Origin of the sequence: Massilia sp. LXY-6, assembly GCF_051233485.1 — a bacterium.
Classification (GTDB): domain Bacteria; phylum Pseudomonadota; class Gammaproteobacteria; order Burkholderiales; family Burkholderiaceae_D; genus Telluria.
Genome location: NZ_JBKFGF010000023.1, coordinates 1 through 15287, shown reverse-complemented (window position 1 = coordinate 15287; position 15287 = coordinate 1). Strand labels below are relative to the sequence as shown.

Sequence of the window (15287 nt, the reverse complement as noted above, 5' to 3'; positions counted from 1 at the left end):
ACTCAGTGAATGTGGCTGCCGCCATTTACGTCGATCGTGGCGCCGGTGACATAGGCCGCAAGGTCGGACGCAAGGAACAAACAGGCGCCTGCGATGTCCCTTGCATGCCCCGCGCGCTGCAACGGGATGGCCGACACGATTTCCTGATACTTTTCGGCAGACATGTTCCCGTCCAGCATGCCGGTCTCGGTCATGGATGGGCTGACCACGTTCGCGCGGATTCCTCGCGGGCCGAATTCGCGGGCAATGGTGCGGGTCAGGCTGATTACGCCGCCTTTGGAGGCCGCATAATGCGCGCCACCGACCAGCCCGCCGCCGCGTTGCGCAGCGACCGAAGCGACGTTGACGATTACGCCGCTTTTCTGTTCGCTGAACACTTCGAGCGCGCTCTTGGACAAATTGAATGCGCCTTTGAGGTTGACGTTCACGATGCGGTCGAAGTCCGCTTCCTCGATCGCCAGCAGGGACTGCGACTTGACGATCGCGGCGCTGTTCACCAGGCAGTCGATCCTCCCGTGGCGGGCCAGCGTTTCGCCGACGAGCTTCCTGCAATCGGCGTAATTGCCGATGTCGCACTTCACCCCAACGACGTCGGCGTCGAGTCCCGTTTTCTGGTTGATCGAGGCCTTAATCTCAGCCGCAATCTCTTCATTCATCACGACGTCGACGGCGACGATCCTCGCCCCGTGTTCGGCGAAAAGTTCGGCGGTGGCGTATCCAATTCCCCTAAGGGAAGCCGCTCCGACGATGATGCAAACCTTATCTTTCAACAGCATGGTTGTTCTCCAATCTCGAACTATTCAGATTTCCCGGCGCACGCCGGCATTAGCGTTTGATATCGACGTGGCGCGTTTCTGGACTTGCGAGGATGGCGATCATCGAGCAAACGATGAAAGCGACGCAGAAGACTGTGATGGACCAGGTCTGCCCACCCGAATGCTGGAACAGCCAGGCCGCGATGAATGGCGTGGGTCCGCCGGCCACCAGATTCGAGCCGGTGTACGCGGCTGCGGAGCCCGAGTAACGGACTCGTGTCGGAAACGGCTCGGCGAAGAAAGCGGGCTGCACGCCGGACTGGATCTGCAGTGCACCGACGAAGGCCGCCATTGCAAAGAAGATGAGATACCAGTTCTTCGTGTCGAGCAGGCTGAAATACGACAGCGCGATCACCAGCGTGAGCACCGAAGCCATCAGCATCGTCGGCTTGCGTCCGAGCCGGTCGCTCACGGCACCGCCGAGGATCATCGTGAACACCGCCACTAAATTCGCGCCCATCAGGCAGAGAAATGCGGTCTGACTGGACAGCTCTAGTGTCTTCGTGATGTAGGTCAGCGAGAAGATATTGATCACATAGAAGCACGCAGTAGGCGCGCACCACACCACGAGCAAGCGCAGGATCGTGCCGGGGTACTGGCGGAAGGCCTCGATCACCGGCACTTTTGCCTCATGCTGTTGGGCCTTGGCCTGCTCGAAAGCAGGCGTTTCCGAGACTTTCATACGGATATACAGGCCAACGATAACCAAGAGAAAACTCATCAGGAAAGGAACGCGCCATCCCCACTCTTCGAACTTCTGTGCACCTAGGAGGCTCGTCAGGACAAACAGCATGCCATTGGCGACGGCAGCGCTGAACGAAGAGCCCAGATTGATGAAGGAGCCGAACAAACCCCGGCGCTCGGGCGGCGCATGTTCCATGGTCATCAGTTGGGCGCCAGTCGCTTCCCCGCCCAGCGCGAAACCCTGCAGGAAGCGAAGCACCACCAAGAACAACGGCGCGAGAATGCCAATGCTTTGGTATGTGGGAAGACAGCCGATCAGGAAGGACGCAACGCCCATCAACACCAGGGTATAGAGGAGCACATGCTTGCGCCCTAGCCGGTCACCCAGCATGCCAAAGAACAGTCCACCGAGCGGGCGGGCGAAGAACCCGACGCCGAATGTGACGAATGCTGCCAGGATCCCCATCTTGGGGTCCATTGCACTGAAAAAAATTTTCGGAAAAATGGTCGCCGCTACCGCGCCGTAGGCAGCAAAGTCAATCCATTCCAGTGCCGCGCCGAAGGTACTGGCAATGGTTGCGCGCTTTGCCATCGCATTCATCGTAACGGCCCGCATCTCCATCGTATCCGCAGGCGCCGCTGGCGTTGCGCTATTGATTGTCTGCCTCATTGATTGTCTCCTGTTAGATAGTTATGAATACAGTGATGAAACTGGCTTCACCGGATGCGTTGGTCGACGTGCCAACTTTTGCTCCGGAATGTCGAGGCCCCGAGGCCCGCTTGCGCCGCTAGGGCGCGCTTGCGATTACTGCGCCGTCCGCTAGCAAGTCCTTTATCTCAGCGGCGGAATACCCGAGTTCCTCGAGGAGTTTCCCGGTCTCCCAACCACGCGGTTGCGCGCAGGACTGCAGCGGCGGGTAGCGCTCGTCAAAGCTGATGGTCGACCGGATTGCAATCGTCTTGCCCTCGGTAGGGTGATCTTCGTGCTGCAGCAAGCCGACCGCTTGCAAATGCGGGTCACGCGGTAGCGAGTCGAGCGTATGGCATGGCTTCGCGGCGATATCGGCGCCGTTGAGTATTTCGAGCCATTCCCGGGTTGTCCTGCTGGTGAGCGGCGCCCCCCTGACCGCGAACCATTCCTTCACGTTTTTCGCGCGCGCCGCTACGGTCGTGAAGCGCGGATCGTCAAGCACTTCGTGGCGGCCTACCGCCTTCAAGAAGGCCCGGACCTGCTGGTCGGTGTTGACCGTGAACGATATCCAGCCGTCCGCCGTTTGCACGGGCTTGTTGTGGGGGCTGAGCAGGCGCTGGTCGCCGGCAGGACCGACTGGTGGATCGAAACTTTGCTGGGCCAGGTGCTCCTGCAATACGAACGCCGACATAGTTTCGAACATCGGGACCTCGATATTGCATCCCTTGCCGGTCACTTGACGCTGCATGAGAGCTGCCAGAATGGATCCCGCGGCGATCTCCCCCACCACATGATCGCAAATCAGCATCGGTACATAAGCCGGCGCACCGTCGCGCGCCAGCGTCAGCCCCGTCATTCCCGTGGCAGCCTGCACGACGCTGTCGTAGGTCGGCTGGCCCGCATAAGGGCCGTCCGTACCATAGCCGGTAATCAGGCAACAAATCTTGTCGGGGTGCTTTGCGCGAATGCTGCCGGCGTCTAGTCCGAGGCGCTTGAGCGCCTGCGGACGCATGTTGGCGATGATGACGTCCGCCGATGCCACCAGTCTCTCCATGATCGAACGGGCGGCAGGCTTCTTCAGGTCGCAGCAGATATTCCGCTTGCCCCGATTCAGATGCAGGTAGGCGCCCGAATGCTGGCCGGTCGGCGAAAGACCGCCCAGTCCACGCATCAGGTCGCCATCTGGGCTTTCAACCTTGATGACTTCGGCGCCGTACTGCGCGAGCCGGGCTGTCGACACCGGCCCTACCACGACGCTCGTCAAGTCGAGCACACGGATGCTCTTCAGGGGTTCGAAATTCATTTGATGTTTACCTCCATCTCGGCTGCAATTTTCCCGGTGTCGTCGTGTGCTCGCAGGCGCCACCAGTCGCCGTCGTGTTCTGCCGTAAGCGTGATGGCATGCCCGCAGAAAAGAGGCGAGGTATTCTTCATCCGGATGGCGCGAGCGTTTATTCCGATATCCCTGCGTGCGAATTCCATCAGCAGGAGCGTCGTCAGTCCTCCATTGACCACCAGGTCGGGAAAGCCCTCGACATCCCGGGCATAGGACTTGTCGATGTGGATCTTGTGCGAGTTGAAGCCAAGCGCCGAATACTGAAACAGCAAAGTTTCATCCGGAACGATTTCCTTCATGTGCTCTGCGGTGACGCGGCAAGCGGTGGCCTCGGCTGTCCTGGCGCCCCCCTGTGCAGGCAGTAGCACATAAGTTTGCGTCTCAACGATGGCAGGCGCAAAAGCTTCGTCAACCCGGAGCCGGTGTTCGATGGTGACGACGACCATCGGTCCCGATGCATTACTTTTATGGACTAAATCCTTGACCGTGCTGGTGCGCTCCACCGTGGCACCGATCGGAATCGGATGGTGGTACTCGACGGCTCTCCCGCCGAGCAGCAGGCGCGGAAGCCCGAGTTCGGGCATGGGCACCCCCAGCCCGGGGAAGCCATCGGCACGGAGCTCGGAGCGGCGGGTATCCGCGCCCAGCAGTATGAAATGCCAGCCTTTGGGAAGCGCGTCGCCCTCGACGATATCGTCCGGATCGAGGTCCAGCATGGATGCCACCCGGCGGACTGCCGCCAGAGTGCACGTCTCGCTGCGAACGACGGACGTGTACTTGTCTTGTTCGAACATATGTCTCGCTCCTAGTTTGCTTCTCGCTGGAACCGGTAGCGGTTTCCGTTTCGCAACCGCGGGTTCAGCATACTTTTTTATATATGAATGATCTTATTTATGTATGAATTATATTGATCGTGCAGCGGAAGTAAAGTGATTTTTTGACCTATTCGAAACGGGTTATTTACTGATGAAATATAATTCGTGTTCAACACTGGAAGATGAGCCGCAGCCGGGATGGATCAGTCCGTTTTGCCCCGACGGCGGAGATTCGATCCTGGCCTGCGTACATGCGATACCACGTTAAGATACGAACAGAGTGTGACCGAATGGGTGAGTACGTCCCGAGCTGCACGTGACGTATACTCTCGAGGCAACCCGGCGCCCCATGGCGCCAATCTTGAATAGGCTGTGAAATGAAGAGCGATGCAACTGAAGCAACGAACTTGAAGGAGACGGAAGGCCGCAGCTACTCCGCGCCGGCGCTCGAGAAAGGTCTCGACATCTTGGAGTTGCTATGTCACGCGGAGATGCCGCTTTCGCAAAAAGACATCGCGCAGCAACTTGGTCGCAGCGTGGGCGAGATCTACCGGATGATGACCTGCCTGCTCAATCGCAATTACGTCGCGCAAATCGACGATAGTTACCACGTCACGACCAAGCTGTTCGAGTTGGCCCATGCAAATCCTCCGACCCATCGCCTGCTGATCGAAGCTCGGCCGATCATGCAAAAACTGTCGAGCGCTCTCGACCAATCCTGTCACCTTACCGTCTACGGCCAAGGCAAGCAGATCGTCATCGCCAAGATTGACCCACCTAGCAGCATGGGATTCAGCGTACGCGTGGGTTCCGAGCTTGAGGTTCTGATTTCCGCTTCCGGCCGGGTGCTTCTGGCGTTCCAGGATCCGGAAACCCGAAATTTCCGCATGGAAGAGGCGTTGCAGCGTCGGCCCAACCATGTAGATCCGCAATTGGAGAACGTCCTCGATTTCATTAAAGAACGCGGTTATGAGTCCGCGCCGAGCGTACAGGTGCGTGGTCTTTATGCATTGAGTTTCCCAATCCTGGACTCACAGGGCCACGCCATCGCCGCTCTTACCGTGCCTTATGCGGAACGCATCGACCAGGTGCAGCGCAAGTCGATTCCCGAAGTTCAGGAAGAACTCGGGGAGGCTGCCAGACTTCTTTCCGCACGCATAGGTGGAAAGAAGTCTGGCTAGCCGCCACACGCAGCCCTGCTCAAGACGACCTCAAAACGCGTAGCGCATGCCAAGGTTGACGGCCCGGTCGCCGGTGCCACCTTCGCTTGCGTTACCGAGCGTGTAGCTGGCGCGATTCTTGTTGAGCATGCGAGCGTAGACCGCGTACACATCGGTACGCAACGACAGGTTGTAGCGGTAGCCCAAGCCGAACTGGTCCGCATCCTGGTTGGCGCCCGTCTTGTCGTTCTTGTGGATCCACGACGCCAGAAGCGTATGTGGGCCCAGCGGCACGGTTAGGCCCGCCAGCGTATCCGTACTGTCCCGCGTGGCAGTGCTACTGGTTGGCGGGACTGCAAAACCGTAGGGATTGGTCTCGTTGCGCAGCGTCGAGCTGAACGGTCCCTTGTTCATCTCGTACGCCAGGTGGAGCTTGGCGAACGAGAAGGCATAGGTCGCGGCGAGCAGGGTATTGCGCGCGCTGCCGATGCTGCTCGTGGCGGTATCGTTGCTCTTGTCATGATAGGCCAGACGCAGTTCCAGCGGCCCGTTGCCGTAGCCGATGGCGAACCCGAGCGCGCGTCCGGCCTGAGCATGGCCAGCGATCTCTCCAGCGGCGTACGCCAGCTCGCCACTGAAACCCTGCCATCGCGGCGTCGCGTACTTGATGCTGTTGTCCATTCGGCCACCGGTGGACACCGGATTCATCAGGTTCTTCTCGTCGGCCGACGTGCCGCTGGAGAAAGGATCGACGAATGCTGCCACGAGGTATTCCGGGGCATACTGACGACCAAGGGTCAGGGTGCCGATACGCTTGTTGCCGAGGCCAACGAAGGCCTGGCGCCCGAACAGGACACCACCCTGCCCCGACGCGCCGGTATCTACTTGGACGCCGCTCTCGAGGACAAACAGTGCTGTGCTGCCCCCACCCAGGTCTTCGGTCCCTTTGAAACCTAGACGGGAGCCGGATTCGATCCCGCTGGTGACCTTCGTGATGGAACCGGCCTTGTTCCCGCTTTCATAGGACAGACCCGCGTCGATCAGTCCGTAGATTGTCACATTGGTTTGCGACCATGCCGGCTGGACGAGCGTCGCCAGCGTGGCGGCGGTGGCCACGAGTGTTTTCTTCATTGTTGTCTCCGTATTTTTATGGGCCGGCTGGCAAGGCCGTCGCAATTGTCTGCCCTGCCGCACGGCTGCCCGGCGTGACGTGACGCGCCGGAGCGGTATCACATGTTCGGCTGATGCACTTCGATGATGTTGCCATCCGGGTCTTGCAGGAATACCTGATACCAGCCAGCGATTGCCCACTTCCCGTAGTCCGAATAACGAATGCCTCGCTCATCGCATCGACGCATGAACCGTTTGATGTCGTCGGTGCGGAAGCAGAAGTGGCCGCGCGCCATTGGGTTGACGATCTGATTCATCTTGAATCCGGTGTCGAGATCCCGTTCCGCCCAGTGGAATTCGATGTCGCCATCGGTCAGGAAGTCGACTTTGCCGTTGTATCCGGTGGTAGTGCTTTCGGCGTTCACGCGCGAGTGCTCCTCGTCGTTGATAGTGCCTAGATCGAACAACGTTTTGTAGAACTGGGTGAGCCGCGACAAATTGTCGGTGCATAGATTCATATGGTGAAACTTGAAGTTCATGGCTAGTCCTTTTGCAATTTACGGGAGCGAACACGGCGAGCAGGCGTGGCAGGCCGTAGCTGGTGGCTACCACCGCAGGCGAAGATACTTGCCAAGTGCCAGCGTAGAGCTCGGCGGTCACAAGCTTGCTCGATGACCACGCATGAATACTATCAGCGTTCATAGGTGAATACAATAATTCACACGTAAAAAAATCGAACGGAGAACCAGAACAGATTCCGATGGTCCATCAAATGTTCGATCCTGTACTGTCACTACTCGATCCACGTGAGTCATCGAAGGCGAAGCCGGAACAAGGCGATGACAGCATCTGGACCTAACTGGGAACACTTCACCGAACGTCCAATCATCAAATCGCCTACTACACCCGAATTTGATAGCGCAGTGGCCGGAACCGCTATCACTGGGGTTACGGAGCGTGTAGCCGGCACTGTTCTTGTTGATCATCCATAAATAGACGCGTCAGGGTGGTATGGAGCGACAGGCAGACGTGGTATGCCTGTCGCTCAGAAGGCGTGATGTAGCCCGGTCACAAGCGATTCGACCGGCCGGCCTCCAGGCCTGCGGTCGTGCGGAGCAGGCCATCGCCCAGCGGGCGCACCATTAGCCAGTTGGCATCGAAGCCCTGAAAGTCGCGGTCGAAGTCGACCACGCCGCCCGAGTGTGTGGCCAGGGCCTGGACGCCCTTCGAGAAGGACTGGTACTGAATCACGCGGCGGTTACCGCCATACACCGTTACATGTAACCGGTCGCTGCCGAAGCGCTGGTCCCAGCTCAGGCCAATCTGCTGGTGGGCTATGCTTTTGCGGGTGTCGTAGCGGTCGGCCAGTGTGCGCTGCGGGCTTCGGGAGTCGGTCGTGTCGATCTCGCCGGCACGGGGGGTGCGCTGCCAGGTGGCCCAGCTCACGCCCAGCGGATCCTGGGTGTCATCCTGGCGCAGGCCACTAGCCGTGACAGTCAGCCGGCTCGTAGCCGAGGCATCGAAAGTGAGCTTCGCATAGGCCTGGTCGCGCGTTGCGGCGCTGTGCGCGCGGTAGCCATCGGTCTCGAACCGCGAGCCATCCAGCAGCCAGCCCAAGCGCCCCTGCTTGCCGCCCGCATTCAGATCCGTCTTACGCATGCCGTCGCCGTCGCCGACCACGCTCAACTCGACGCTGGGCGCACCTTTCGGATCGCCCGTGAACAGATGGACCACGCCGCCGGCATGGTTCCCGTACAAGGTAGAGAAAGGACCGCGCAGCACTTCGATACGCTCGGCCAGGTCAAGGTTGAAGGTGGCTGCCTGGCCCTGGCCATCGGGCATGGTGGCCGGGATACCATCCGCGATCAGCTTCACGCCTCGTACGCCAAAGGCCGAGCGGGCGCCGAAGCCGCGCGAAGAAATCTGCAGGTCTTGGGCATAGTTCTGGCGGTTCTGTACCACCAGCCCAGGTACAGCGGCAAGCGCCTCCGAAGCGTTCACGCGGGGCTGGGCTGCCCCGATCTGTGCGGCAGTCACGACGTCAATCGCAGCCAGCAAATCGAAGCTCAGGCGCTCGCTGCGGCTGGCCGTCACAACCACCGCACTCATCGGCATGTCAGGCGCTTCGGACTTGGCGCCGGCAGACGCCAGCAAGGGTACGGCTGCAGACAGCGCCGCGACGGCGTTCAAACGGAACCGGCGCGGCTTCAGGCACTGTTCATCCATCAGAACGCGTGCTGCATGCCCAGGTTGACAGCACGGTCGCCGCTGCCGCCATCGCTGGCGTTACCAAGCGTGTAGCTGGCGCCATTCTTGTTGACCATGCGCGCATAGACCGCGTACAGGTCGGTACGGAGCGACAGGTTGTAGCGGTAGCCCAGGCCGAATTGGTCAGCATCGCGGTTGGCGGCAGTCTTGTCGTTCTTGTGGATCCACGATGCCAGCAGCGCATGCGCACCCAGCGGCACGGTCAGACCGGCCAGTGCGTCGGTGCTGTCGTCGGTGAGCGATGCGGCGGTGGGCACCTCGGCATAGCCATAGGGATTGCCTGTGTTGCGCAGGGTCGAGCTGAACGGACCCTTGTTCACGCCATAGGCCAGGTGGAGCTTGGCAAAGCGGAAGGCGTAAGTCGCGGCGACGAAGGTATTGCGCGCGTTGTCCATTTTCACTGTGCCGGTGTCGTTGTTCTTGTCGTGGTAGGCCACGCGAATCGCCACCGGTGCCGCGTCATATGCGATGGCGAAGCCGACCGCGCGTCCGGCGGTGTTGTCGCCGGCGGTCTCGCCGGCCGAATACGCGATTTCTCCGCTGAAGCCCTTCCACTGCGGACTCGCGTACTTGATGCTGTTGCTCATGCGCCCACCGTCCGACACGGCGTTCATCAGGTTCTTCTCGTCCGCCGAGGTGCCGCTGGCAAAAGGGTCGGCAAAGACGGTCGCAAGATAATGCGGCGCATACTGACGGCCAAGGGTCAGCGTGCCGGCCCGCTCGTTACCAAGGCCGACGAAGACTTGGCGCCCGAACGGCAGGCCACCCTGCCCCAAGGCGCCGGTGTCGACCTGGATGCCACTTTCGATCACGAACAGCGCCTTGGTGCCGCCGCCGAGGTTTTCGGTACCCTTGAAGCCGAGGCGCGAGCCACCGGCAATACCACTGGTGACCTTGGTCATGGAGCCGGCCTTGTTGTCGCTTTCGTAGGACAGGCCGGCGTCGATCATGCCGTAGACCGTCACATTGGTTTGCGCCCAGGCGTGCTGGCTTAGCGCCACCAGCACGGCGGCTGCCATGAATTTCTTCCTCATTGATTCTCCTTGTTGGATATTCGGGACGGCGGTTCCGCCAGCGGTCAGGGACCGCGCAGCAGGACGGCTCTGGTGGCGCCCGGATCAAGAGCGGACGCGCCCGCACGTCCATGGCGTGGTATAGGGCTAAGTGCAATCGTGTTCACGTCTGATGCCTGCTGTGCAGAGACCGCAAAACGCGACAGTATATGAGCCGCCCTGCTGTGCAATTAAGACCACATTCCGCTCAACACTTAAAACGTGGTATTTCTAATCGGACCAGATTCCGGCAGCATGAGTGGTAACGGACGTAAAGGTGCTTAATTCCAAACGCAGTGTTTCAACTGTCGAAGCATAACTATTGTTTATCAGCAACGGCTCCTTGGCATAAAGTACCGGCGCGCGACGGCATTGACCTTTAGGACCCGCATTCCGTCGCGGTCAATCCGGACACCGCTATCGATGCCGATACGTGCCGCTCTGGATGCACCACCAGTCTTGCCGACATGCGGATCATTCCGACCTGACGAGCCACTATCCACTGCAGTGCCGTCGGGCTCTGCTGCCGGCATTCTAAAAAAAGGAAAATATCTTGTTACCTGTTTCTGATATCAGTAGCACCAAGGTGCCTACCAGGGTCAGGCTTTACGCGACTCTGCTTGCCTTGATCCTGCTGCTCGTCGGCGCCTATCTCATCTACGGCGGCTTTCAGCTGATCGTCCTTGGCGGCTCGATCTACTACCTCCTGGCTGGCCTCGCCCTCATCGCCGCCGCCATTCTGCTGTTCCGCGCCGACGTGCGCGTCGGCCACCTCTACCTTGCGTTCTTCGTCGTCACCCTTGTCTGGGCACTGTGGGAGACCGGGCTGAAGTTCTGGCCGCTCACCGCGCGCCTCGGTATGTTTGCAGTGTTCGGCCTGCTGATCGCGCTGTGCCTGCCCAAGCTGCGCGGTGCGGCCGGCATCAAGCGCATCGGCCCCGTATCTTACGGCGTGTCGGCAGTACTGGGGATCGGCCTGGTAGCAACGTTCATCGGCGCCTTCAGCCCGGTCTGGCTGGTGAAGCCGGACCATGTGCCCGCCGCCGCAAGCGATTACAAACCGGCCAAGGAACCGAGCCAGTGGGTCGGATTCGGCCGCACGCCCTCGGGTGAACAGTTCGCGCCCGACAGCCAGATCAACCGCAGCAATGTCGACAAGCTCGAAGTGGCCTGGACCTTCCACACCGGAGACATGTCGGGCAATGGCCGCGAAAACCAGAATACCCCGCTCAAGATCGGCAATACACTCTACCCTTGCACACCGACCAACCAGGTCTTCGCGGTCCGCGGGGACACGGGCGAAAAACTGTGGCACTTCGATCCGCACGTTAATCCCGGCTCTACGGCGGGCTGGATGCGCTGCCGGTCGCTGGCCTACTACGAAGTGCCGGGACTGGCCGATAACGCGCCCGGAAAGCGCCGCCTGTATGTGACGACCGGCGACATGCGCCTGATTGCCCTCGACGCCACGAACGGCAAGCCGGTCCCCGGCTTCGGCAAGGATGGCACGGTGTTCCTCGCCGACGGTATGGGCGCCGTCATCCCCGGCTTCTACAACCCGACCTCCGGCCCGCTGCTGGCCGGGAAGAACCTCATCGTGGGCGGCTGGGTAATGGATAACCAGTCTGCCGATGAGCCGTCGGGCGTCGTGCGTGCTTTCGACGCCGTGACCGGTGACCTGGCCTGGGCCTGGGACGTGGGCCGTCCAGGCCAGCCCAACCCGCCGCCGGCGGGCCAGAGCTATACCCGCAGTACTCCGAACATGTGGGCGACCCCGAGTTATGACCCCGAGCTCAACATGGTTTACCTCCCGACCGGCAACGGCACGCCGGACCTCTTCGGCGGCCAGCGCTCGGCAGCTACCGACCGCGTCGGCGCGGCTGTCGTCGCAGTCGATGCGACCACGGGCCACGAGCGCTGGACCTTCCAGCTCGTTCATCATGACGTGTGGGATTACGACATGCCCTCCAAGCCGGTCCTGTATGACATGCCTGACGGGAAAGGTGGACGTATTCCCGCCCTCGTCCAGGCCAGCAAGAATGGCGAAATCTTCGTTCTCGACCGCCGCACCGGCAAGCCCATCACCAAGGTGGAGGAGCGTCCTGTCCCAACCAATGGCGTACCAGGCGAAAAGCTTTCTCCGACACAGCCCTATTCGGTAGGCATGCCGTCCATGCGTGACCCTGTGCTGAACGAAAAAATGATGTGGGGTATCACGCCGATCGACCAGCTGAACTGCCGTATCCAGTTCAAGAGCCTGTACTACGTGGGCGACTACACGCCGCCGCAGCTGAAGTGGTATCTCCAGAGCCCCTCATGGTACGGAACGACCAACTGGGGCGGCCAGGCAATCGACAAGCAGCACGACATCATGATCGTCAACGACATGCGAGTCATGATGAAAGGCCGCCTGCTAAGCCGTGAAGACGAGATCGCGCAGGCCAAGAAAACCGGTAAGGGATCGCACAGCACCGGCGGCGTCGTACCGATGAGTGGCACTCCCTACGGCGGCGAACGAGGGATGGTCATGTCCTTCCTCGGCGTGCCATGCACGAACCCGCCTTTCGGCACCATGGGCGCGATCGACATGCGGACCCAAAAGATGCTGTGGCACCGCTCGCTCGGTACGCCCTCGGAGTTCGGTCCGCTCGGCATCAAGACTCATCTGCCGATCGAACTGGGCATGCCGACGCTCGGCGGCGCCGTGCCGACCGGCTCGGGCCTGGTGTTCTTCTCGGCGACCTCCGACTACTTCCTGCGCGCGCTCGACGTCATGACCGGAGAAACGCTCTGGAAGAGCAAGCTGCCGGTTGGCGCAGGCTCTACGCCCCTGGTCTTCACCTCCCCGCAGGATGGCAGACAGTATGTGGTCGTCACCGCACATGGCTCGCGTGCGGCGCCCGACTATGGAGACTACATCATTGCCTATGCTTTGCCAAAGTCGATAGCGGTGAAGCCACAGGCAGCAGGAAACTAACGTGCAATAATGACTTCGAAAAGCTCCTGTCTTCAGGAGCTTTTTTCACTAGGCGTGGCGTCTCGAGCAGAGCCAGTTCGTTCCACTGGACGCGCAGGGTGTCGATCAGCGGCGCCGGCAAGCGCCCAGCCAGCCGCTCAAGCGCTGCTTTCATGCCGGCATCGAAGGCTTTCCTGCCCCTGCCGAACACTTCGCCGTACTCACCCAACAGACCTCGCAATTCGTTGATCTGCGCTGTCCTTACCTTCACTAACTGCTGGCGGATCCGGTGCATTGCCAGCACCGCCTGCTGGCCCTTGCTCTTGACGGCGATCGGCTTCAACTCCGGCTGCCGCGCCGCCATGTAAATTGCACGCGCATCGGCCGCGTCGTTCTTGTTGCCGCAGTCGAAAGCCTTGACCATCTTCCCACTCATCAGCTTGACCTCATGCCCGAGTTCATGAAGCTTGCGCGCCCAATGCTGCGAACCGCCGCACGCTTCCATGCCGACCAGACAAGGCGAGCGATTGGCAAACCACTGCAGAAATTGCGCGCGCTTGATGGGTTTATTGATCACTTCGCCGGTATCCTGCTCGACGGCGTACACCTGGAACACACTTTTGGCCGTATCCAGTGGTTGGCGCAGCCAGCCAGGTATTTGTCCCAGGCCCACTTGTACTTGAACGGCACCAGCTGGTTGACCTCGATTTTTGCGTTAATGATGCGCTTGTCGTCCGCGTTCACGCGCTTGGTGACGTCGGCGGCATTCGACTCAGGATTCTGTGCTCCTGCCGGCTCTTCAGCCCATAACAACATGATGTCCTCCTGAACATTGATCGCTGCAATCAGGCGAAAACATGACGGACAGGCGGTCACCTCGTAGCTCGAGCACCTACCCCGCACTTGTGAAGGTCCTGCCCGCTACACCTTTCGGGATCGACCTCCCCTCCTTTTCATTAACGCTGGTTCGCCAAGCCGACTATTCAACCTGGGTCAATACTAGCTGAGCTCGCGGCGGAACTTTATCAATGTTTCATACCCAGCGGGCATCAGAATGTGATTACAAATCGAAGCCCCAAAATTCGCACTAATCATGTGAGGTTGATATGGAAACTCAGTCATCCATTGCAGACCGCTTGATCAGGATTGACGAAGTGCTTCACATCTGCGGTCTCTCGCGCAGTTCACTTTACGCAAGTATTCAAAGAGGAGAGTTTCCAGTTCAAGTCAAGCTCTCGAAGAAATCGTCGGCTTGGCTCTACAGCGAAGTGCAAGCTTGGGTAAATGCTCGAGCTGCAAACCGGCACGTCGTGACCAAATCTTTCATGTAGTTTGCTTCGCATGGGCCGTGTCATAGACGCGTTTAGATGGACGAAGCAACTGGTGTCCCGAAAGCCGACCAGCATGCGGCGGATTCGGACGTTTTCAACGAGTCGTAACACTTCATTCACGAGGTAAAGCCATGAAAAACATTCTTCCGGTCCTGCTCTGCGTGTTGTTTGCCGCCGCTCCCGAAATTGCCCTTGCTGGCGGCCTCGATTCAGGCACCCAAGCTGCAGACCAGTTCAAGACCTGGTTCTTCGGTTTCCTCGCCATCGTCGCTGCTATCTATCTCGCTTGGCAAGGAGTCATGCTATTCGGTCACAAAATCCAATGGATCGATTTCGGTGAGGCGGTCGGCAAGGTTGCGGTAGTCGGGTCGGTAATCGGGCTCGCCACCTGGGCCTGGAGCGTCTTCGCCTGATCATGAGCGACCAGGCGAAGTACCCCTCGTACAACGCCCTCGGGCGCGTCGCCATGCTTGGCGGCGCCCCACTGGTGGCCGTCATATTGATCGCGCTTGCGAGCCTGATTATCGGCGTGCTGGGTGCGGCTTTGCTCGGCGTGGGTGGAATGCTATTAGGCGCAGTCGGTCTCCCGTTCTACCTCTACTGCAAGCATGTTTGCGAAACCGACGACCAAGCGTTGCGAATCACGGCCTTGGAACTGTGGTGTTGGCTGAGTAGGCGAAATACCAAGCATTTCGGTAACACCTATACCTTGGCACCAACGAAATACGGACGGGACCATCATGTCTATCAGCGCTATTTTGCGGAACCAACCGGCAAGTGAAGAGAAGCTGCCGAGGATCGGTCGGCACATTACGGAACGTGTGGTGAACTACGAGGATGGCCGCGCCCTCCTGGTCATCAAGTTGGCCGGGATGCCTTTCGAGTCGCTGCCCGATACTGACATCAAAATGCGGTTCGACTCGCTCAACCGGGTCATCGCTGCGTTAGGCAAATTGAACCGCCCCGGATTTGATGGAGGCTCCAACTCTTGAGAGAATGGAGCTATGAACAAGAAGCCAAGCAAATTTTCGCCGGAAGTCCGGGAGCGCGCAGTCCGTCTAGTACGTGA

Annotated in this window: 14 protein-coding genes and 2 pseudogenes; 6 read left to right on the top strand and 10 right to left on the bottom strand. The window is 59.8% G+C overall.

Features of this window, described 5'->3' with window-relative positions; all coding sequences use genetic code 11:
* Nucleotides 1-2: 2 nt before the first annotated feature.
* The 4 genes from ACI48D_RS11690 to ACI48D_RS11675 form a co-directional block, all read right to left on the bottom strand.
* Entirely contained in the window at nucleotides 3-776 is a 774-nt protein-coding gene (locus ACI48D_RS11690; protein ID WP_435571390.1) for an SDR family NAD(P)-dependent oxidoreductase, read from the bottom strand.
* A 49-nt stretch (nucleotides 777-825) separates the two neighbouring features.
* A complete protein-coding gene (locus ACI48D_RS11685; protein WP_435571389.1) occupies nucleotides 826-2169 on the bottom strand; it encodes an MFS transporter in 1344 nt (447 codons plus the stop codon).
* 118 nt (nucleotides 2170-2287) lie between these two features.
* The gene (locus ACI48D_RS11680) at nucleotides 2288-3493 is read right to left on the bottom strand and encodes a CaiB/BaiF CoA transferase family protein (RefSeq protein ID WP_435571388.1); all 1206 of its coding nucleotides are present in this window, start codon (nucleotides 3491-3493) and stop codon (nucleotides 2288-2290) included.
* Nucleotides 3490-4320 carry an FAS1-like dehydratase domain-containing protein gene (locus ACI48D_RS11675; RefSeq protein WP_435571387.1) on the bottom strand — a complete coding sequence of 277 codons (831 nt, stop codon included), beginning with the start codon at nucleotides 4318-4320 and terminating at the stop codon, nucleotides 3490-3492. The genes ACI48D_RS11680 and ACI48D_RS11675 overlap by 4 nt, the downstream gene beginning before the upstream one ends.
* Nucleotides 4321-4718: 398 nt before the next feature.
* On the opposite strand from ACI48D_RS11675, the gene ACI48D_RS11670 reads away from it, so the two are divergent.
* The gene (locus ACI48D_RS11670) at nucleotides 4719-5522 is read left to right on the top strand and encodes an IclR family transcriptional regulator (RefSeq protein ID WP_435571386.1); all 804 of its coding nucleotides are present in this window, start codon (nucleotides 4719-4721) and stop codon (nucleotides 5520-5522) included.
* A gap of 30 nt (nucleotides 5523-5552) precedes the next feature.
* On the opposite strand, the gene ACI48D_RS11665 is transcribed toward ACI48D_RS11670, so the two are convergent.
* The 4 genes from ACI48D_RS11665 to ACI48D_RS11650 form a co-directional block, all read right to left on the bottom strand.
* On the bottom strand, nucleotides 5553-6632 hold the full coding sequence (locus ACI48D_RS11665) for a porin (protein WP_435571385.1): 1080 nt from the start codon (nucleotides 6630-6632) through the stop codon (nucleotides 5553-5555).
* 98 nt (nucleotides 6633-6730) lie between these two features.
* On the bottom strand, nucleotides 6731-7150 hold the full coding sequence (locus ACI48D_RS11660) for a VOC family protein (protein ID WP_435571384.1): 420 nt from the start codon (nucleotides 7148-7150) through the stop codon (nucleotides 6731-6733).
* A gap of 529 nt (nucleotides 7151-7679) precedes the next feature.
* Nucleotides 7680-8837, bottom strand: a complete 1158-nt coding sequence (locus ACI48D_RS11655) for a TonB-dependent receptor plug domain-containing protein (protein WP_435571383.1) — start codon at nucleotides 8835-8837, stop codon at nucleotides 7680-7682.
* Entirely contained in the window at nucleotides 8837-9913 is a 1077-nt protein-coding gene (locus ACI48D_RS11650; protein ID WP_435571382.1) for a porin, read from the bottom strand. The genes ACI48D_RS11655 and ACI48D_RS11650 overlap by 1 nt, the downstream gene beginning before the upstream one ends.
* A 643-nt stretch (nucleotides 9914-10556) precedes the next feature.
* Here ACI48D_RS11650 and ACI48D_RS11645 point away from each other — a divergent pair.
* Nucleotides 10557-12908, top strand: coding sequence for a membrane-bound PQQ-dependent dehydrogenase, glucose/quinate/shikimate family (locus ACI48D_RS11645; protein ID WP_435571381.1), 2352 nt, complete (start codon nucleotides 10557-10559; stop codon nucleotides 12906-12908).
* Nucleotides 12909-12969: 61 nt separating this feature from the next.
* On the opposite strand, the pseudogene ACI48D_RS11640 reads toward ACI48D_RS11645, so the two are convergent.
* Together ACI48D_RS11640 and ACI48D_RS11635 are read right to left on the bottom strand one after the other, a co-directional pair.
* Nucleotides 12970-13533 (bottom strand): annotated as a pseudogene (locus ACI48D_RS11640) (IS110 family transposase); the annotation flags it as partial.
* Nucleotides 13503-13703, bottom strand: a pseudogene (locus tag ACI48D_RS11635) (ribonucleotide-diphosphate reductase subunit beta); the annotation flags it as partial. The pseudogenes ACI48D_RS11635 and ACI48D_RS11640, both read right to left, overlap by 31 nt.
* Nucleotides 13704-13993: 290 nt before the next feature.
* Here ACI48D_RS11635 and ACI48D_RS11630 point away from each other — a divergent pair.
* The 4 genes from ACI48D_RS11630 (at nucleotide 13994) to ACI48D_RS11615 (ending at nucleotide 15210) form a co-directional block, all read left to right on the top strand.
* Entirely contained in the window at nucleotides 13994-14218 is a 225-nt protein-coding gene (locus tag ACI48D_RS11630; protein WP_435571380.1) for a helix-turn-helix transcriptional regulator, read from the top strand.
* A gap of 131 nt (nucleotides 14219-14349) precedes the next feature.
* A complete protein-coding gene (locus ACI48D_RS11625; RefSeq protein ID WP_435571379.1) occupies nucleotides 14350-14631 on the top strand; it encodes a hypothetical protein in 282 nt (93 codons plus the stop codon).
* Between the two features lie 2 nt (nucleotides 14632-14633).
* Complete coding sequence (locus ACI48D_RS11620; protein ID WP_435571378.1) at nucleotides 14634-14999, top strand: VirB3 family type IV secretion system protein; 366 nt, start codon at nucleotides 14634-14636, stop codon at nucleotides 14997-14999.
* A gap of 43 nt (nucleotides 15000-15042) precedes the next feature.
* Nucleotides 15043-15210 carry a hypothetical protein gene (locus tag ACI48D_RS11615; protein WP_435571377.1) on the top strand — a complete coding sequence of 56 codons (168 nt, stop codon included), beginning with the start codon at nucleotides 15043-15045 and terminating at the stop codon, nucleotides 15208-15210.
* The last annotated feature ends 77 nt before the right edge of the window (nucleotides 15211-15287 follow it).

Coding starts and splice junctions, on each gene's coding strand:
- ACI48D_RS11630 (WP_435571380.1), top strand. CDS start 13,994: ATGGAAACTCAGTCATCCATTGCAGACCGCTTGATCAGGATTGACGAA.
- ACI48D_RS11685 (WP_435571389.1), bottom strand. CDS start 2,169: ATGAGGCAGACAATCAATAGCGCAACGCCAGCGGCGCCTGCGGATACG.
- ACI48D_RS11665 (WP_435571385.1), bottom strand. CDS start 6,632: ATGAAGAAAACACTCGTGGCCACCGCCGCCACGCTGGCGACGCTCGTC.
- ACI48D_RS11675 (WP_435571387.1), bottom strand. CDS start 4,320: ATGTTCGAACAAGACAAGTACACGTCCGTCGTTCGCAGCGAGACGTGC.
- ACI48D_RS11650 (WP_435571382.1), bottom strand. CDS start 9,913: ATGAGGAAGAAATTCATGGCAGCCGCCGTGCTGGTGGCGCTAAGCCAG.
- ACI48D_RS11620 (WP_435571378.1), top strand. CDS start 14,634: ATGAGCGACCAGGCGAAGTACCCCTCGTACAACGCCCTCGGGCGCGTC.
- ACI48D_RS11680 (WP_435571388.1), bottom strand. CDS start 3,493: ATGAATTTCGAACCCCTGAAGAGCATCCGTGTGCTCGACTTGACGAGC.
- ACI48D_RS11690 (WP_435571390.1), bottom strand. CDS start 776: ATGCTGTTGAAAGATAAGGTTTGCATCATCGTCGGAGCGGCTTCCCTT.
- ACI48D_RS11670 (WP_435571386.1), top strand. CDS start 4,719: ATGAAGAGCGATGCAACTGAAGCAACGAACTTGAAGGAGACGGAAGGC.
- ACI48D_RS11660 (WP_435571384.1), bottom strand. CDS start 7,150: ATGAACTTCAAGTTTCACCATATGAATCTATGCACCGACAATTTGTCG.
- ACI48D_RS11655 (WP_435571383.1), bottom strand. CDS start 8,837: ATGGATGAACAGTGCCTGAAGCCGCGCCGGTTCCGTTTGAACGCCGTC.
- ACI48D_RS11625 (WP_435571379.1), top strand. CDS start 14,350: ATGAAAAACATTCTTCCGGTCCTGCTCTGCGTGTTGTTTGCCGCCGCT.